Raw genomic sequence first — 18923 nt, 5'->3', positions numbered from 1 at the left:
AGAGAATCGATGAATCCTTGCTTCGGTTGATGCGTGGGCACGCGCTCAGTTGACGTTCACGCGCTCGATGCGGCCCATGAACACGAGATAAACCAGCGCCGCGACCACACAGTGTGCCGCGACAAAATAAAGACCGGCCGTGTAGCCGCCCGTTGCCTGCACGATATAGCCGAACACGATAGGCGTGACGATACCGCCAATATTGCCGATACAGTTGAAAATCGCGCCGGCGAGACCCACGGCTTCGCGCGGCGCGGTATCGCAGACGATGGCCCAGGTGCCCGCGCCGGCCGCTGCGCCCTTGCCGAGGAAAGCGAGCGTCATGAGCAGGACGATCACGGTGTTGTTCTCGGTGAACGCCGAGAATACGATGCAGCAGCCCACCGCCATGCCGACGATATAGGGCGTCTTGCGCGCCCACGAAACGCTCCAGCCATGCCGGATCAGCGCGTCCGAAATCACGCCGCCCGCAATGCCGCCGAGAAAGCCCGCAATAGCCGGCAGCATCGTCGCGAGGCCGGCCTGCATGACGTTCATGCCGCGCGCCTGCACGAGGTAGATGGGAAACCACGTGATGAAGAAATAACTCAGCGCGATCACGCAATATTGGCCGATATACGAGCACCAAAGCATGCGGTTGCCGAGCAGCATGCGCAGCGCCTTGCCGGACACCGCGGGGCGCGACAGACGCTCGAGCTTCGAGTCGATGTCGATCATCGCGCCGCCCGCGACGAGACGGTCAAGTTCGGCAGGAGACACGCGCGGGTGCTTGCGCGGCTCGTGCATCACGCGCGCCCAGATGCCGGCGCAGGCAATGCCGATCACGCCGAGTGCGAAGAACGGCGCGGGCCAGCCGAACTTGCCGGTGAGCCAGCCTGCGAACGGCGAAAAGATCGCCACCGCGAAATACGATGCGGACGCAAACAACGACGTGGCGAAGCCGCGCTCCTCCTTTGGGAACCACATGACCGTCACGCGGCTGTTGGCGGGGAAGCTCGGCGCCTCGATGAGCCCGAGCGCGAAGCGCAGCGCGAACAGCAGGCCCAGCGCCATCGATACATCGGAAGTGACCTTGCCGACGAAGCCGACGAGTATCGTTGCGAGCGACCACAGGATCAGCGTGGCGCCGTACATGACTTTCGTGCCGACGCGGTCGAGCAGCAGGCCGCCCGGGATCTGCCCGACCACATAGGCCCAGCTGAACGCCGAGAGCACGTAGCCGAGCTGGATGGGGTTGAGCCCGAATTCCTTTGCAATGCCGGGTCCGGCAATCGAGAGGATCGCGCGGTCTGCGTAGGCGACCGTCGCGAGCAGCAGGATGGCGGCCAGAATCGTGTATCGCGTGCGGGTGGCGCGCGCGGCGCTTGTGACTTCAGTGGCGGCGTAGCTGACGGACCTCTGCGTGGACATCGGTGTCTCCAGTGTCGGGCTCTAAGGCGCGGTTATCATTGTCGATCCGTACCCGTAAGCTGCGTTGCTGTGCGCGGGTCGGATTGACTGTATTTGACTCACCCCGCCAGAACGCGTCAATCTTGATTAAGTGAATCAACCAGCCCAACCCAAGGAAAGCGAGTGGAAAACTGGATGACGCAGGAGGAGGCCTGTCACGCGCTGGGCGTGCGCAAGCAGACGTTGTACGCGTATGTGAGCCGCGGGCGTATCGAGGTGCGTTGGGACCCGGAGCACGCAAGCCGCAAGCTGTACAGCGGCTCGGATGTCGCGGCGCTCAGGAAGAAACGCGATCTGGGCCGCGCGCACAAGAACATCGCGGCGAGCACGATGGCGTGGGGCGAACCCATCATCAACACGCGTATTTCCACGATTGCGCGGGGCAGGCTCTACTACCGCGGGCACGATGCGGTCGAACTCGCGAGCCGGGCGACACTTGAAGCGGTGGCCCAATGTCTATGGGAAACCGGCGCTGCACCGGTTTTCCCCACCTGCCACGACGACGTGAGCGTGCCCGTTGGCGCGCCGCCGCGTGCGCGAGTGTATGCGTCGGTCGCCCTCGCCGCGGCGCAGCCGCCTTCGAGCGGCGCGCTCGTTGCCGCACGGTTGAACGAGGAAGCGGCGCGCCTCGTGGGCCGCTTTGCGAGCGCCTTCGTCGGGCCTCGCAACATCGGCGCCTTCGGTGAGAGCGGCGCGCTGCATGAGCGGCTCGCGCGTGCGTGGCAGTGCGAAGCGCAGGCGGACTTGCTGCGGCGTGCGCTCGCGTTGCTGGCGGACCAGGAGCTGACGACCTCGGCGTTTGCCGCACGCGTGGCCGCATCGACGGGCGCGTCGCTTGGCTCATGCATGCTGGCGGGTCTCGCCGCGTTCGCCGGGCCCTTGCATGGCGACGCCGCATTGCGCGTGCAGGCGCTGCTCGGCAAGGTGCGCGAGATGGGTGTCGCGGCGGCGGCCGAGTGGTGGCTCGAGTCGAACGGCCCGTTGCCGGGTTTCGGTCACGCGCTTTATCCGCAAGGCGACCCGCGCGCGGCGGATCTGCTCGCGGCGTTCGAGGCACCGGACGACGTGCGCGCGCTGATCGACTACGTTCACGCGTCGCGCGGTCTCGCGCCCACGATCGACATCGCGCTCACCGCGTTGGCCGCCTGGTGCCGCTTGCCGGAAGATGCCGTGTTCGCGATATTCGCCATTGGTCGCAGCGTGGGCTGGATGGCGCACGCCATCGAGCAGATGACGAGCGGCACGCTGCTGCGGCCGCGGGCCAACTATATCGGACCCGTTGGCGCTGGAAATCATCAGGAGTATTGACGGAAGGAAATCGCCCTCATTCTCCAGATGTGACAGACGTATGCAGTCGATGTTCGAAGGCTGCGCTAGAGCGTGGGCGTCACGCGAGGAAACGTTTCATGCACGATGGCGTCGTCGTGTGCTTTGCCGTTGACCGCGGGCGGTGCGGGATCGTCTGCAGCGGCCTGTTCGCGCGGCGACGACACGAGGATTTCGAGCCACCGTGCGCGTTTCGCGCGGACCGTACCGTTCGCTATTCGATGCAGGATGTCGCTGTGGCTGACGATGCGGACAACCTTTCCCGTTGCGTCGATGACCGGCAGGCCGCCGATATCGTTGTCGACGAACAAGGTCGCCACGTCGCGGATCGTCATCTCCGGCATGGCGGTGACGACGGACTCGGTCGTGATGTCGAGTGCGCGCATGGTCGCTCCTTCAGCGTGACGCGACGAATCTTCATTCGTCGCACGATTCTGGCAGACACACCGGCGGGGGCACACGGTGCCAAGGCGCCAGAATCGGGGTTCGCAACGAACGACTGCTCGCACTGCCTACGATGCGCATCTATGGCAGGCGATGGTCTCCTCGCTGCATAGCGCGGTCACGTCCGAGCGGGTTGCGAAATGCGTCACGCACTGAGTGTAGGTCACATTGCTGGTAAGTGTGTGCTGGCTACGCGCCGCGGCCGCGTGAATCCAGCACTCAATGACCCAGCCCGCTCGCCGCGATCTGCTGCTCGACGTACTGCGCGAAGAGCGTATGCGTGTGCGTGGTCGGGTGCAGGTCGTCGGCGAACATATAGGTCTGGTCGGCATTGGCCGCGACATAGGTGGCCGGCGAGCAGAGCAACGAGGTGTCGTCCGGCGTTTTCGAAGCGTCGCAAGCCTGGGCCGTGTTGGACGCGCTAAATCCGCTCGCCTGGAAGTTCGCCACGAGCTGCGTGATCCAGGTGTACGAATCGACTTCGATGACCTTGCCCTGCAAACCCTCGGCCTGCAATGCGCCGTTCAATGTCGAGTTGAAGAGCTGCGATAGCTGGGTCAGATTCGCGCCGCCGTCGGCAGCGGCAAGGCCCTTGGGCGAGAGCCCGATGTTCGGCACGTTGATCACCACGACATGCGTGGCGCCGGCCTGCACGATCTGTCCGACGATTTGCGCGAGCGTCGTGGCGGCGGTTTGCACGACGGTATTGGCGGACGGCGGATTGCCCGCGCGCAGCACGTCGTTCGCGCCCGCCCAGACCAGCACGAGCTGGCCGGAGTTGAAGCTGCCGTGCGCGGACAGATAGTTCGAAACCTGTTGATTGACCGGCATTTCGATGTTGCCGATCACGCTCGAGAGGAAGTCGTACTGGTCGGCCGGCGTGGCGACCGTCGAGCCGCCCTCCGCGTAGCCGAAGCCACCTTGCGCGCTCAGCTTGTGATCAATGCTGACGGTGTAGGCGGCGCTCAGGGTGTCCCCGTAATATTGCGCGACGTCCTGGGACCAGACCTGGCCGGGGTTGGTTGTGAACCGCCCGCCGCCTACGGCGCCCGCAATCGGCGCGTAGGTTCCGACATCGGAAAGACTGTCGCCGAACGAGACGACCTGCAGCTTGACGCCGCCCGCCGGCGTGTTCGCGCCGGTGCTCGAGCCTCCGCTTGCGCTGCTGCCACCGCCGCCGCCGCCCCCGCCGCCGCAAGCCGCGAGCAGGACAATGAGTCCGGCAGAAATTGCCATCCGGATCCGGGAATCGATCGTTGCCATTGCGCCCCCTTACCGCTCAGTGCGGTTACGCCCGCGACCGGGATGAGGCGGGCTTAAGTGGCTCAGCAAAAAGGATGCGCGCAGCCTACAAATGGCTGACTTGGCGTGCGGTGCTAGAGAACCAGCATTTCGAGCCGGTTGCCGCCCAGCGACTTCGCGCTGTAGAGCGCGGCGTCGGCAGCGGCCAGCAGGTCGGAGAGCGTGGACGCCTCGTGACCATGCTGCGCGAGGCCGATGCTCACCGTGGCGCGTATGTCCACGCCTTCGATCTTGTGCGTCGCGGTTTGGGCGAAGCGCCGGGCGATCGCTTCGCCCACCGCTTTGGCGCGCAAGCGGTCGTGGCCTGGCAGCAGGGCGGCGAATTCTTCACCGCCTATGCGCGCGAGGATCGCGTCGGGCCCCATGGCGCTGCGGGCAATGTCGGCGAACGCCTTGAGGACTTCGTCGCCGGTCTTGTGGCCGTAGCGGTCGTTGATGGTCTTGAAGTGGTCGAGATCGAAGGCGAGGAGCGAGACCGGCTGGCGGGCCCCGGCCTCGCGCGCCCCGGCCTCGCTCATCACGCGCTCGCCTTCTTCGAAGAACCAGCGGCGGTTGCCAAGGCGGGTCAGGTAGTCCGTTTGGGATTCGCGCAAAAGCTGCCCGTGCGTTTCCTCGCGAATCAGCTTGAGCAGCGACATGGGCAGAACGATCGAATACAGCACGCCTTCATACATCGTGATCTTGCTGACCAGCGCGACGAAGCCGTCCCCATAGCGGCTCCCCAACAAGGGGAGCACAAACGTCCTGAACACGTAAAAAAGGGCATGAAAGCCGGTCACGAAGGTCGCGACGTGGCGTGATTGCACCCCTTTCATGCCGTCGCCGCGCAACAACTCGCGCGAAGTCATGCCGCTCGCCAGCGCAATGGGAAACGCGCTCGCGTAATACCACATCTCGGCCGGATGCCGTGCGCCCCATGTGGCCCACGTCAGCGCGATCAGCGCGAGCAGGGCGATCGAGCCTGCCCGGTATTGCCGCCCGTTCATCGTCGCGACGCCGTGCAACACCAGCAGATAGCCGGCCATGATGATGAGGTTGCTCAGCGCCGCGCCCCATACGCCCGGCAGGTCGGCGCGCACGAGTACCGCGGCGCACCCGGTTGCGAGGGTGGCGTACCCGGCGGCAAGAATCCGTAAGGCCTTGCTGCGCGCGGGATGCGTTCGATGCTCCCAGAGCGTGATCAAGGAACTGGCTAGCAGGGTCCCGATCAGGAGAAAGTAGATGGTAAGTAGATCGACGTGCATCGCTGGCGTGAGGCTTCTACGCCGGTACATCGCGGCGAACGGCGCATTTTACGCCGAAACTTAATACTGCGATGCACGTTCCCTGATTGTCCGGCGTGCGTCCGCGGGGTGTCCACGGAGGCTTTACGCGTCGCGCCACGCCTCTATGCGTTCGGTATCGAGCCCGAACTGGTCGAGCGCGCGGCTCACCGAATGATCGACCATCTCCTGCAGGCTCGCGGGCTTCGCGTAGAACGCGGGCACCGGCGGGAACACCACTGCGCCGGCCTCGGTCACCGTCGTCATGTTGCGCAGGTGAATGAGGTTCAGCGGCGTTTCCCGCACCATCAGCACGAGTGGCAGGCGCTCCTTGAGCACCACGTCGGCGGCGCGCGTGAGCAGCGTGCTCGTGACGCCCGATGCGATCTCGCCAACGGTGCGCATCGAGCACGGCACGACGAGCATGCCGAGCGTGCGGAACGACCCCGACGCAATGGAAGCGCCCACATCGGCGATCGGGTGGACATGGTCGGCGAGCGCATGCACGGCTTCGCGCGAGAGGTTCGACTCGTACTCGCGCGTCAGTTCGGCCGCGCGGGAGATCACGAGATGTGTCTCGACCTCCATTTCGCGCAGCAGGCGCAGTGTGCGTTCCGCATAGATAAAGCCCGTGGCGCCCGTCACGCCCACGATCAGCCGCTTGCGGCCATTCAACGCGCGCTTACTCATGATCGCCCCCGAAAAGCGTGGGGGCAAACGGGCGCGGGTCCACCTCCTTGAACTTCGCCCGCACGAATTCGTCGCGCAGATGGTACGGCGCCGTGCAGTCGAAGATGGTCTTGCAGGTCACGCCGCGCGCGGGCAGCGCGGGATTGAATTCGGGCGTTTGCGAGGGGTCGAGCACATGCCCGTTCACCTTGGGCACGAATACCGTCGAGACGTCGCCCTGGTAGCGCGTGGTCATGGCCCACATGACGTCGTCGGTGTCGAAGGGATCGACGTCGGCGTCCACGAGGATCACGTGCTTGAGTTCCGAGTACACGCCGAGCGCGATGATCGCCGCCTGCCGCGCGCGGCCGTCGTCGAAGGCCGACTGCTTGTTGACCTGCAGCACCGCGAGCAGCTTGCCGCCGCCGGCCGTGTGTGCGTACACCTGACTCACGAAGCCGGGCATGGCGGCTTCCACGGCGTTGTAGATGCTCGCCTCGGTGGGAATGCCCGCGAGATTCGTGTGCTCCTCGCCCGGGCCCACGAGCGTTTGCATGATCGCGCCGTGGCGCATCGTGATGGCCTTGACCTTGATGACGGGCAGCGCGGGATTGGCCGGGCCGTTGTAGCCCGGAAATTCAGGCATGGCGTGGCCGGTGTGCGTGTGCTGGTCTTCGGCCACGCGCACGTTCGGCAGGATCTCGCCTTCGATCACGATCTCGGCGCGCGCAATCGACTTCTGCTTCACGCTCACGCAGTCCACGAGTTCGACCGGCTTGCCGCGCAGCCCGCCCGCAATGGAAAGTTCGTCGAAGCCGAACGGCGTGGTGGGCGCTTCGAAGCAGGCGCCGATATGGATGGCCGGGTCGAGCCCCATGTTCACCGAGACGGGCAGCGCCTCGCCGCGCGCTTCGGCTTTCTGGCGGAAAGCGTCGATATGGCGGCCCGGCGCGAAGAAGATGGAAAGCTCGTCGCGGCCTTGCACGCACAGGCGGTGGATGGTGACGTCGGCGTGGCCGGTGTCAGGGTCGCTGCCCAGCACGAGGCCGAGGCACAGGAACGGGCCGGCGTCGCTCTCGGTGTTGGTCGGCGCGGGGATGAGCTTGCGCAGATCGAAGCCGGGGTCGCTCGCGAGATACACGGTTTCCTGGCACGGCGCGGCTTCGCGCGGCACGCTCACGGGGTCGATGGCGTTGCGCACGGCTTGCGCCATGTGCTGGGTGAGGCGGCGCGGTTCGGCGTCGAGCAGCAGGCCTACGCGCTTGCGGCTCGCCATGAGGCCGACCAGCACGCGGCTTTGCGGGTAGCCCTTCACGTGATTGAAGATCATCGCGGGGCCGAGGCGGGTGGGCCGCTCGACCGTGCCGCCCGCGCCGATGTGCCGGTAGACGCCGGCAAGTTGCGCATGCGGGTCGACCTCGTGGTCGGTTTCGAGCAGTTGCCCGGGCGACTGCTCGAGCCGTTTGAGGGCCGAGCGCAGGTCGTTGATAGGTTCGGTCTGGAGTTGAGCGGGTTCGATTCGTTGATTCATGGTCGTGCGGTGTGGGTGAAGCCAAAGGCTGGATAGCCCTATTGGACCGCTTTGTATCGATCGAATCAATAAATCGAAACCGGCGATTTTGATAAGATAATCTTATTTGTTAAATGTGCAGCTATGGACTTTCGTTACTTCCGAACGTTCGTGATCGCGGCCGAGGAACTGCATTTCGGCCGCACCGCCGAGCGCTTGGGCATTGCCCAGCCGGCTGTTACGCAGCAGATGAAAGCGCTCGAAACGCAGCTCGGCTTCAAGGTGTTCCAGCGCGTGAGGCGGGGCATCGAGCTGACTGGCGCGGGGGCGGTGTTTCTGGAGCACGCGCGCGCCGCGCTTACGCAGGCCGAAACGGCGGTGCTGGCCGGGCGCCGTGCGAGCCGTGGCGAACTGGGCAAGCTGTGTATTGCCTATGCGAGTTCCGTAGCGCTCGAGCCGGAACTGCCTGCGCTGCTCAAGCGTTTTGCGCAGGCGCGGCCCGAGGTCGAACTGGAACTGCGCGCGATCTCCGTGCAGGCGCAGATGAACGCGCTCGCCGATGAGCGCATCGACGTGGCGTTTTTGCGCTCGCCGCCGGGGCCCCAGCCGGCCTCGATTCGCATCACGCCGTTTTCGCGCACGCCGCTCGATGTCGTGCTCTCTGGCGAACATCGTTGCGCCGGCCGTCGTCGGACTACGCTGCGCGACGTGGCCGATGAGCGCTTGATCGTCGTGGACGATCCGCCCGGTGTCGGGCTCGGGCATCGCGTGACGGAGCTGTGTCTCGAGGCCGGGGTCGAGCCTGCCAGCGTATTGCGCACGACCGATTCCGTGGGCGTGATGAGCTTCGCGGCAGCGGGGCTTGGGGTTGGCATCGTGCCGCGCACGCTCGCTCGCTTTGGGCTGGAAGGGGCGGTGTTCAAGCCGCTTGCGATGGCGAATGGGTATAGCGAAGTGGTGATCGCTACGCGGGCGTATGACCGATCGTCGGGGACGCGGGCGTTGCTGGAGATGGCCGCTCAGGAGCGGTGAGGTGGGGGCTGGTGATTTGCAGTGCGATGGTTTTTGTGTTCCTGGGGCTTTGGCCTTTTCTTGTGTTCGTGTCGGTATGCTAGCGTTGCCCCTGTGCGGGGCGGCACCTACTTTTCTTTGCAGCGGCAAAGAAAGTAGGCAAAGAAAGCCGCTCAAACCGCCAGCGCCAGCCACAGTTCACATCGCGCCGCCTCAGTTGAATGGCTCCGGAGCGTCTGTCACCTCGCACCACCGAACTGAGTGACAAGGCGCTCATCCTTCCGGCGGCGCTGCGCGCCCCGAAGGGCATAACCTAAAACCAGTGGTGCGCTTGCATTGCGTTACCGCATGACAATGCCCTTGGTTTCCCTTGCAGGCCCGGCCGCTGCGCGCGTAGCGAGCAGCGGGAACGGATGAGCGCTTTGTCACTAACGGGAATGGTGCGGGGCGACAGACGCTCCGGAGCCATTCACCTGGGGTGGCGCGAGGTGAACTGTGGCAGGCGCTGGCGGTTTGAGCGGCTTTCTTTGCCTACTTTCTTTGCCGCTGCAAAGAAAGTAGGTGCCGCCCCGCACAGGGGCAACGCTGGCATACCGACACGAAAACAAGTAAAGCCCAAAGAGAAACACCAAACCGCCTGGCCACACGGCGACCTAAAACTAAGGATAATCCTGCATGGCAAGCCAATGCCGAATCATCCGCGCCTGATCCGCATCGAGCGACTTGAGCACCTGCTCGGCGGGCTCCCGCCGCAACGCCTCAACAACAGGCGCAAGCGCAGCGTCGCACAGATGCCAGATGCCAAGCGGCTGGTCCGGGCTCGCGACCACATCCGCTTCGGCAATCATGCCGCCATCGATCACAGGCGCGCGTCCCACGTTCAACTCGTTGAAATCGGCGCTCACACGAGCAGGCCGGTCGTCGGGCCACGCGCCACGCGTTTGCCAGAAGGGCTGCGTGGTCCAGCGCTGTTCGAGCGCATACACATCGCGCCCGGTGCGCGCGAAGCGCATGAATAACTGCTCGATGCGCTGCTGGTGAAAGCGCAGCGCGAGCGGCGCGCGCTCGGGCCGCGCGAGCAGCGTGTGAATCACGGCGGGCGCCTGCAACGCTGAGGTGAGCGACTGGAACACGCCATTGCCCGCGAGCGGATCGACGGCCATGGCGGCGTCGCCCACGCGCAGCCAGTTGTGGCCGCCGGTACGGCCGCACAGCGTGGCGGTGCTGCTGCGCGCATAGAGGCGCACGTCGTTCGCTGCGTCGCCTGCGAAGAAGTCGCTGGCAAGCGGCGAGTGCCGCATGCGCTCGCAGAACGCGAGCAGTTCATCGCGCTGCGGCAACTCGGGGTTCGTGACATCCAGCGTCAATTGCCAGTAGCAGCGGCCGTTGCCGAGGCGCGCCATCCACGCCCACCCGGCCGGCAAGCTTTCCACCGCAGTGGCCGCCGCGCCCGCGCTGCCCTTCCATACGTTCAGCAGGCTCACGGTTTGCGGGCCGCGCGTGGCGTCGCGCAAGAGCGGTGCGAGGCGGCCACGCGCTTCGACAAGAAAGTCCGCGCGCAACGTGAGCGGTCCGTCGGCGGTTTCGATCATGAGGTCGTGCCCCGCGGAAGTGGACTGCAGCGAGCGCACATTCGCCTCGATCACGTCCACGCCCGCGCCGCGCACGTCCTCGCGCAAGGCCGCATCGAACACACGCCGGTCGACGAGGAATTCCGCGTCGAGCGTTTGCAGCACGCCGTTCCAGAGTGTGGTGCGCACGCAGGGTCCCTCGCCGCAACTGGCTGCGCGATGCAGGCCAGCACGGCGCAGCGCTTCGATCGCGCGTGCCGATAGGGCTTCGGCAGCTTCGAAGCGACGCCAGTCGCTCACCACCTGCACGCGATAGCCGAGCCCCACAAGCGCGCGCGCAACGGCTGACCCTGCTGGCCCCGCGCCGAGCACGACGATGCTGGCGGCATTCATGACGCACTGGCTCGCGAATAGCCACACGTGGACACACTCGCGAACAGGATGGGCGTGGCGGCATGAAGGGGAGGGAAGTAACCGTGCATGCTGTCCCCCGTGAATCATGGCGCATCGCTTCGCGACCCCTGCGCTGCGCTCAAAATGAGTGAGACCTAATCTGGCATAGATGCCGCGATAAAGCTATCCGGTCAAAGGAGGATTTCAGTAGCGGAAATCCCGCATTCGCATGCGCCATGCGTATGAACGATCGTGCGCTGTAATTGCTTTGCGAATAGGCGATGCGTGCCGGATAACGCCATGCATCGATCATCTGTATTCCTCACAAGGATGCTACGCGGCAAAGCGGGGACAGGGCGTGGCGCCGTTAACGAGGCGCGGCTTGAGAAGGGCTTGGAGGAACGCCATTGCGCCATTCGCTCCAATGCGCGACGATGGTCTGCACGAGCGGATGGCCCGCGCGATAGAGGTTTTCCAACGCGGGTGCGAAGCCACCCTGGCTTGCATAGTTCAGTAGATTTGCCGCATTCGATTCACCCGCATACGGGCGATCGAAATCCGAGCCTGCGCGCAGCACGGCCACGCGATCGAGGTCCACGCGTTGCGCACGCGCTGCGCGCCTGAGTGCTTCGAACGTGGCGTTGTCCTCCTGCTGCGTCATGCAATACACGCCTTGTCCGCCGGTCAATTGATGCGTGAACTCGCTTGCCCTCGCGCCGAGCGCCTTGCCCGACCACCAGGTGTCGTCGGCGACCGAATCGCAGCGGATCACAGTGGGCGGCCGGTTCGCGGGTGCATAAGCATATTTCGCGCGCGCGGCCTGAGCCTGCGCGCTATCGGCGAGCGTCACGTCGTGCGAGATGGCCCAGGCGGCCTCAGTCAGCCGCGGGTTCAGGCGGAACACCTCGGTGCGGTAATCGAGCGCGGGCTTTTCGTCGGGACTTTTCGTATTGATGCCGAGATACCCGGTGCGCCAGTTGCGCGGGCGGCCGTCGCCGTCTATTTCCCACTGCAGGCCGAAATCGACGAGCCAGTCCGACCAGGCCGCCGAGCCGATCGTGCCGTGCTCGGGGTTCACGCCCGCAATGCCCGCGATGAGAAAGTAAGTCTTGCGCAGGTCGAACTGAGGCGCAAAGGCGAGGGCCATGGTCGAGGCGGCGGCGTTCGCGTGGCCCATGCCGGTTGTCATCACGCATACGTCGTCGGTATTGCATTGCACCTTGGGATAGTCGGGCGAGAGGCCCGCGATCGTCACGGACTCCCAGGGACCGAGGCGCTCCAGCCATGTCTTCGCTTCGGGCGCGAACATCGTCACGATCATGACTTTCACGGCACGGCCGTGCGCGGTGGCGCCGCCCTGCGCGAAAGCCGCGGTTGGCACAGAAAGCGTTCGTGCGTCCTGTTGCGTGGAAGGAGGCTGCAACGCGCAGGCCGCGAGCAACGGCGCGGCGCAGAGCAACGTGAGGCGGGTTCGCATTGTGCAAGTCCTTTGGGTTGTGTGCGTATCGGGTGGCACGCCCGACCGGGCGAATGGTCAGGAAAATAGGCTCGACTATGACAGTTCTGCGAACGCACGGCGCCACGCGTGGCGCATTTTTGCCCGAAATTCCTATACTTCGACTAGCGCGCCCAGCAGGGGCAGTCGCGCCAATACGAAGCGACAAACGAAGCGACAAACTAAGCCACAAACCAAGCGATAAGCGAGGCGACAAGGCCGCGCGGCCCCCCGGCCCGCATGCGGCCGCCACGAGGAGGGAGACATGGGACATTCCGCATCCGCGGCGCACGCGCACGAGCGCCTTGGCGACTCCGGCCCGCATCGCCCGGCGCTCCCCGCGCTCGCTCTCGCCGCGCTCGGCGTGGTCTATGGCGACATCGGCACGAGCCCGCTCTACACGCTCGCTACCGTGTTCGATCCCGCCAACGGCCTCGCGGTCAATGCTTTCAATATCGTAGGCATCGTGTCGCTGATCTTCTGGTCGCTCATGATCGTCGTGTCGCTCAAGTACGTCGCGCTCATCCTGCGCGCGAACAATCACGGCGAGGGCGGCATCATGGCGCTGCTCGCGCTCGCGGCTTCCTCGGTCGCCTCGCGGCCGCATCTGCGTAACACGCTGCTCGTGATCGGCGTGATGGGCGCGGCGCTCTTCTTCGGCGACAGCGTGATCACGCCGGCCATCTCGGTGCTGAGCGCCGTGGAAGGCCTCGAAGTGGCCGAGCCCGCGCTCAAGACCTATGTGATTCCGGTGACGCTTGTGGCGATCGTCGTGCTGTTCCTCACGCAAAAGCACGGCACGGGCGGCATCGGCGCCGTGTTCGGCCCGGTCATGGTGCTCTGGTTCGCCGTGATCGCCGTGGCGGGCGTGGCCAACATCACCTCAGCGCCGGCCGTGCTGTTCGCGCTCGATCCGCGCGAGGGCCTCGCGTTCTGTCTGCATCACCGCTGGCTCGCCTTTGTCGCGCTGGGCGCGGTCGTGCTCTCACTCACGGGCGCCGAGGCGCTCTACGCCGACATGGGCCACTTCGGCAAGCAGCCTATTCGCCTCACGTGGTTCGGCATCGTGTTTCCTGCGCTCGCGCTCAATTATCTCGGGCAGGGCGCGCTGCTGCTGGCGAACCCCGGCGCGGTGCAAAGCCCGTTCTACCGGCTCTTTCCGCAATGGTCCATCGTGCCGATGATCGTGCTCGCCACGGTTGCCACCGTCATTGCCTCGCAGGCCGTTATTTCGGGTACCTATTCCATGGCGATGCAGGCCATGCAACTCTCCTTCCTGCCGCGCATGAACATCGTGCACACGTCCGAGCGCGAGATCGGACAGATCTACGTGCCCGGTATCAACTGGATTCTGCTCGTGGCCGTAGTGGCGGCGGTGGTGGGGTTCCGTTCGTCCACGGCGCTCGGCTCCGCTTACGGCATTGCCGTGACCGGCACGATGCTCATCACGACGTTCCTCACTTTCTTCGTCGTGCGTTACGCGTGGCATTACAACTGGGCGCTGTGCCTGTTCGCCACGGCGTTCTTCTTCGTGATCGACGCCATGTTCTTCTCGGCCAACCTGCTCAAGATCGTGGACGGCGGCTGGTTCCCGCTCGTCATCGGCGCCCTGATGTTCACGATCATGGCGACCTGGGGAAAGGGCTGGGAAATGATGATGGCCGAGGCGCGCGTACGCGCCGGCAAGAAGCCCCTCAAGCCCTATCTTACGACGCTGCTGGAGAGCAACCCCGTGCGCGTGGGCGGCACGGCGATCTTTCTCACGCCGAATGCCAATGCCGTACCGCATGCGCTCGTCAACAATTTGCGGCACAACCGGGTACTGCACGAACGCGTAGTATTCCTGAGCGTCGTGACAAAAGACGTGCCATGGGTGGCAGAAAGCGAACGCGTGAAGGTCGAACTGCTTTGCCCGGGCTGCTATCACGTCGTCGTCAACTATGGGTTCAAGGACGAAGTGGACCTGCCATGCACGCTTGCCGCGTTCAAGTCCGCGGAGTTGACCTTCGATCTCGACGAAACGTCGTGGTTCCTGAGCCGCGCGGTGGTGGTGCCCAAGCGCGGCCATGGCATGTCGATCTGGCGTGAGCGTCTTTTCGCGGTGATGCTGCACAACGTCGGGAATATCGCGGCGTTCTTCAAGCTGCCGGCCAATCGCGTGATCGAGGTCGGCGCGCGCGTCGAGATCTAGGGCACGTTCGCAAGCTCGTTAGGCAGGTGAACGGGCCCTGGCGGCGTCCCGGCGCGTGCGCGGCGCTTACGGATTTTCGGCGCGCGACGGTTGCGGTCCTGCCTGCGCGGCCTTGCGAGCCTTCGCCACGTCGGCGGCCGACACGGCCGGCGCGTGATTGCCCCAGCTCGAACGCACGAAGCTCAGCACGTCGGCGATATCGCGGTCGGTGAGGCGCTGCGCGAAGCCGGGCATGGCGTAGTGCGTGGGCGCGGCGTTCGTCCACGGCATCTGGCCGCCCTTGAGCACGATGCGGATCAGCGAGGCCGGATTGTCGCTGTTGACCACCGAGCTTCTGGCGAGCCTCGGGAACGTTGCGTCGTAGCCGGCGCCGGTCGTGCGATGGCAGGCCGCGCAGTTGTCGACGAACGTGAGCGCGCCGTTGCTGCGGTCCGTGCCGGCGCGCAAGGCGGCCGCGGCGCTCGGGTCGGGTCTGAGCGCGTCGCCGTTCGGATCGACGGGAGAGAGCGTCTTGAGGTAGGCCGCGATCGCGCCGAGGTCGGCGTCGCTCATGTACTGCGTGCTGTGCTGGACGACATCGACCATGCCGCCGAACGCTGCCGCATCGTCGGATCGCCCTTGCTTCAGAAACGCCACGATGTCGCTTTCGCTCCACGTGCCGAGGCCGTTCCTCGCGTCACCGCGCAGGTTTTTCGCGAGATAGCCGTCCACCACGCCGCCTGAGAGATAGACGTTCTTGTTGTCGCTCAGCGCCTGCTCCTGGAGGCCAAAACCGCGCGGTGTGTGGCACGCACCGCAGTGTGCGAGTCCCTCGACCAGATAGCTTCCGCGCGGCACGGGGTCTGCGCTGGCCGGCGCGTTGGCGGTCACCGGCGTGGGGGCGAACATCATGCGCCAGAAGCGCAACGGCCAGCGCATCGAGAGAGGCCAGGGAATGCCCTCTGCGCGATTGGCCTGCTCGACGGGCGCGACCGCATGCGTGAAGTACGCGTAAAGCGCCTCGATGTCTTCGGGCGTCGTTTTGGCGTACGACACATAAGGCATGGCGGGGTAGAGCGTCGTGCCGTTCCTGGCAATGCCGCGGCGCACCGCGCGATCGAAGTCGCGCAGCGTGTACTCGCCGATGCCGGTGCGCTTGTCGGGCGTGATGTTGGTCGAGTAGATCGTGCCGATGGGCGAGGCAATGCCGACGCCGCCCGCGAACGGCTTGCCGCCCTTTGCCGTGTGGCAGGCCGTGCAGTCGGCCACGGTGGCGAGGTAGCGGCCCTTTTCGATCAGCGCCGGGAGCGCCGCGTTGGCGCTGGCTTGCTGCGTGGCGGTGCGATCGTCCGCCAGCGCGTGCGAGAACCAGCCGGACAGCGCCAGTGCGGCCCATGCCAGCACGGCACGCGAGTATTTCGTCATCCTCATCAGGGGAATTCCTCCTTACGCCTGAACGAGCGGCGCGGGCTGCTTCAGGTACTGCTCGCGGATCGCTTTCGCCGCGTGATACGCGAGCGCCGCCACGAGCCCGGTCGGGTTATAGCCCATGTTCTGGGGAAACGCCGAAGCGCCCATCACGAACACGTTGTGCACGTCCCAGCTCTGCAGATACTTGTTGACCACGCTCGTTTGCGGCGATTCGCCCATGACGGCGCCGCCGGTCGTGTGTGTCGACTGATAGAGGCGCGTGTCGTAGTGGTCGCCGGGCTTGCGGATCGCGCGGTAATACGCGTCGTGCTTCATGGCCTTCGCCACTTCCTCCACGCGCGTGCCCACGTAGTCGAGCATGCGGTATTCGTTGTCGTGCCAGTCGAACGTCATGCGCAGGAGCGGCAGTCCGTGGGCGTCGCGGTAGGTCGGGTCGAGGTCGAGGTACGCGTCGCGGTACGGCATGACCGAGCCGGAAATGCCGATGCTCAGGAAGCGCTGATACGCATCGACCACGCCGGCCTTCCATTGGCCGCCCCAGGCGGGGGTGCCGGGCACGATGGAGGCCTGGCCAATCGGCCGGCCGCCCGTGCGCGCGTGGCGCACGCTCGCGCCGCCGAGAAAGCCCAGATGACCGTGGTCGAACTGGTCGCCGTTGAGGTCGTCGAGCGCCACCGCGCCCGCGCCCGAGCCGATGAACGGATTGAGCAGGGTTTCTTTGGGCAGCAGCACGTTGACGGCGCCGTTCATCTGGTACGCGTAGTTGCGGCCCACCACGCCTTGACCCGTCGTCGGGTCGTACGGCTTGCCTATGCCCGAGAGCAGCAGCAGGCGCACGTTGTGCATCTGGAACGCTGCGACGATCACGAGGTCGGCCGGTTGTTCGACCTCGCGGCCCTGTGCGTCGACGTAACTCACGCCCACGGCGCGCTCGCGGCTGCTGTCGAGCAGCACCTTCGTGACATATGAATTCGTGCGCAACTCGAAGTTCGGCTTCTTGAGCAAAGCCGGAAGAATGGTGGTCTGCGGCGAGGCCTTCGAGTACATGAAGCAGCCGAAGTCCTCGCAGTAGCCGCAGAAGTTGCACGGGCCGAGCCGCACGCCGTAGGGATTCGTATAGGCCTGCGAAGCGTTTGCGGCAGGCGCCGGGTACGGATTGAAGCCCGCCTCGCGCGCCGCCAGTTCGAACAGTTGCGCGCCGAGCGTGTTCTTGAGCGGCGGCGTTGGGTACTCGCTGCTGCGCGGGCCTTCGAGCGGATTGCCGCCGAACCGGATCTGCCCCTGGAGATTGCCGGCTTTGCCCGAGGTGCCGAACACTTTCTCCGCGAAATCGAAATGCGGTTCGAGTTCGTCGTAGGTCACGCCGAAGTCCTGCACCTGCATGCCTTCCGGGATGAAGCGTTTGCCGTAGCGCGCTTCGTAGGTCGAGCGCAGCTGCAGCTCTTCGGGCAGGACGCGGTAGTGCATGCCGTTCCAGTGGAAGCCCGCGCCGCCCACGCCGTTGCCGAGCAGAAAGGAACCATGCTGGCGGTAGGGCACCGCGAGATCGTTCACGCCGTGGCGAATCGTGACCGTTTCGCGCGAAAGGTCCTGAAACAGCTTGCCGCGCACGGCGTATTTGAGTTCGTCGGCGACTTGCGGATATTTCGCGTCGGTGGGCGTGTCGCGCATCGCGCCGCGTTCGAGCGCCACGACCTTCAGGCCGGCTTGCGTGAGTTCCTGGGCGAGAATCGCACCGGTCCAGCCGAACCCGACGATCACGCAATCAACCTTGTTCATTTTGATGGTCATCGATCAGCCTCTGCTTCCGTCGATAGATACCGGGCCATACGGGTACTTCACGCCCGGTTGGTCGATCCAGTCGGCAAAATCGGCGCGGGCGCCGGGAAAGCCGATCGTTTTCCAGCCCGCCATTTTTTTGTTTCCGCCATAAATGGGGTCGGCGAAAAAGCCCTCTTTCGTGTTCGCGAGGAGAAAGCCCAAGAACGTGCTGGCTGGAACGGAGTCGAAGTGGGCTTTGCCGTGCTCCATGGTCTGGAGCACGGCCTCCTGTTCGGCGTTGCTCAGGGATACGAATGATTTGCCGCTGTAATGCTGGCGGCACCACGCGTCGCACGCCTTGATGCCATGCCGGTACACGTCGCGCGGCGCGAGATTCAACTGGTAGCCGAGTTCCGGCGCTTCGCTCACGTGAAATGGTCCCTGCATGTACCAGAGCTTGCCGTGGCCCCATGGCGTTTCCATCTGGCGGTCGATGAATTCCGGCACGCCCGCTTCGAGCGCGCCTGGCCCCAGGTGGTCGGAAGGAATCAGGCGCTCGACGGCGGCTTGCAGAAAGCGCCATTCGTCTGCCGTGAAATAGTCGGGCTGGTAGGGCGGCGGCGCGGCGGCCGACGGCGCGGACGCCGGCTTGCAGGCGGACTGCGAGAGCGCGGCTCCCGTTGCAAGGGATGCGGTCGGCACGACGGCGAGCATGCGCCGCAGGAATTGGCGGCGCGGATCCTGTTCGGTGGACATAGGCTGTTCCCCTCGATTTGAGGTGAGCGATGGTAGGAGGAACAGATACGTCTTGTTTTCAGGATCGCGTTATCGAGATAAGGCCCTTTCGTTGAGAAAATGCGCTGTTTTTGCGGGACTTTTTGCGTACGCAAGGTCGGTTGCCAACGCGGGCGGTTCAGACTTGCGCTGTGGATGCAAGCGATTCGATTGATGCGTGACAAGTTCCCGTGGCTCCGCGCTTGTCGGGAAGCGGATCTCCACGTGCAGACCTTCAGCGAAATGCAAAAGAATCAAAACGCAGAGAGCGGCGGCAAACCGAATGCAAATCGGCGTCAGACTGTCGCGCTGACAGAAACTCAGGCGTAGGATGATCGGAATCGCATCGTAGTCA

At 65.0% G+C, this 18923-nt stretch carries 14 protein-coding genes; 3 read left to right on the top strand and 11 right to left on the bottom strand.

Translation table 11 applies throughout. The features are described 5' to 3' along the window. Positions 1-45: 45 nt before the first annotated feature. Positions 46-1410: an MFS transporter gene (locus U5A58_RS06685; protein ID WP_321960815.1), complete on the bottom strand. Its 1365-nt coding sequence runs from the start codon at positions 1408-1410 to the stop codon at positions 46-48. 162 nt (positions 1411-1572) lie between these two features. Between U5A58_RS06685 and U5A58_RS06680 the strand changes: the two genes are divergently transcribed. Then, the gene (locus U5A58_RS06680) at positions 1573-2757 is read left to right on the top strand and encodes a citrate synthase family protein (protein ID WP_321960814.1); all 1185 of its coding nucleotides are present in this window, start codon (positions 1573-1575) and stop codon (positions 2755-2757) included. Between the two features lie 65 nt (positions 2758-2822). On the opposite strand, the gene U5A58_RS06675 is transcribed toward U5A58_RS06680, so the two are convergent. From U5A58_RS06675 to U5A58_RS06655, 5 genes are all read right to left on the bottom strand, one after another. Beyond that, positions 2823-3161: a CBS domain-containing protein gene (locus U5A58_RS06675; protein ID WP_321960813.1), complete on the bottom strand. Its 339-nt coding sequence runs from the start codon at positions 3159-3161 to the stop codon at positions 2823-2825. Between the two features lie 277 nt (positions 3162-3438). After that, positions 3439-4455: an SGNH/GDSL hydrolase family protein gene (locus tag U5A58_RS06670; protein ID WP_415774181.1), complete on the bottom strand. Its 1017-nt coding sequence runs from the start codon at positions 4453-4455 to the stop codon at positions 3439-3441. A 140-nt stretch (positions 4456-4595) separates the two neighbouring features. Further along, complete coding sequence (locus U5A58_RS06665) at positions 4596-5765, bottom strand: GGDEF domain-containing protein (protein WP_321960811.1); 1170 nt, start codon at positions 5763-5765, stop codon at positions 4596-4598. A gap of 123 nt (positions 5766-5888) precedes the next feature. Beyond that, positions 5889-6473 (bottom strand): UbiX family flavin prenyltransferase, encoded by a 585-nt coding sequence (locus U5A58_RS06660; protein ID WP_321910138.1) that lies wholly within the window; start codon positions 6471-6473, stop codon positions 5889-5891. Then, a complete protein-coding gene (locus U5A58_RS06655) occupies positions 6466-7983 on the bottom strand; it encodes a UbiD family decarboxylase (protein ID WP_321936557.1) in 1518 nt (505 codons plus the stop codon). Before U5A58_RS06655 ends, U5A58_RS06660 begins: the two co-directional genes overlap by 8 nt. 123 nt (positions 7984-8106) lie before the next feature. On the opposite strand from U5A58_RS06655, the gene U5A58_RS06650 reads away from it, so the two are divergent. Then, positions 8107-8994 carry a LysR family transcriptional regulator gene (locus tag U5A58_RS06650; RefSeq protein ID WP_321960810.1) on the top strand — a complete coding sequence of 296 codons (888 nt, stop codon included), beginning with the start codon at positions 8107-8109 and terminating at the stop codon, positions 8992-8994. 638 nt (positions 8995-9632) lie between these two features. On the opposite strand, the gene U5A58_RS06645 is transcribed toward U5A58_RS06650, so the two are convergent. Beyond that, positions 9633-10937: an NAD(P)/FAD-dependent oxidoreductase gene (locus U5A58_RS06645; protein WP_321960809.1), complete on the bottom strand. Its 1305-nt coding sequence runs from the start codon at positions 10935-10937 to the stop codon at positions 9633-9635. A 367-nt stretch (positions 10938-11304) separates the two neighbouring features. Continuing rightward, the gene (locus U5A58_RS06640; protein ID WP_321960808.1) at positions 11305-12414 is read right to left on the bottom strand and encodes a purine nucleoside permease; all 1110 of its coding nucleotides are present in this window, start codon (positions 12412-12414) and stop codon (positions 11305-11307) included. Between the two features lie 283 nt (positions 12415-12697). Here U5A58_RS06640 and U5A58_RS06635 point away from each other — a divergent pair, with 283 nt between their 5' ends. Further along, positions 12698-14623 carry a potassium transporter Kup gene (locus U5A58_RS06635; protein ID WP_321960807.1) on the top strand — a complete coding sequence of 642 codons (1926 nt, stop codon included), beginning with the start codon at positions 12698-12700 and terminating at the stop codon, positions 14621-14623. A 66-nt stretch (positions 14624-14689) separates the two neighbouring features. Here U5A58_RS06635 and U5A58_RS06630 read toward each other — a convergent pair whose 3' ends face one another. From U5A58_RS06630 to U5A58_RS06620, 3 genes are read right to left on the bottom strand one after another with little or no spacing between them, the layout of a single operon-like run. Then, positions 14690-16027 carry a cytochrome c gene (locus U5A58_RS06630; protein ID WP_321960956.1) on the bottom strand — a complete coding sequence of 446 codons (1338 nt, stop codon included), beginning with the start codon at positions 16025-16027 and terminating at the stop codon, positions 14690-14692. A 21-nt stretch (positions 16028-16048) separates the two neighbouring features. Continuing rightward, positions 16049-17824 (bottom strand): GMC family oxidoreductase, encoded by a 1776-nt coding sequence (locus U5A58_RS06625; RefSeq protein ID WP_321960806.1) that lies wholly within the window; start codon positions 17822-17824, stop codon positions 16049-16051. Positions 17825-17827: 3 nt separating this feature from the next. Next, complete coding sequence (locus U5A58_RS06620; RefSeq protein ID WP_321960805.1) at positions 17828-18550, bottom strand: gluconate 2-dehydrogenase subunit 3 family protein; 723 nt, start codon at positions 18548-18550, stop codon at positions 17828-17830. Positions 18551-18923 lie beyond the last annotated feature (373 nt).

It is taken from the genome of Paraburkholderia sp. J7 (genome assembly GCF_905220155.1).
Lineage (GTDB): Bacteria > Pseudomonadota > Gammaproteobacteria > Burkholderiales > Burkholderiaceae > Paraburkholderia.
The sequence above is the reverse complement of the archived record's forward strand: the minus strand, read 5'-3'. Positions and strand labels throughout refer to the sequence as shown.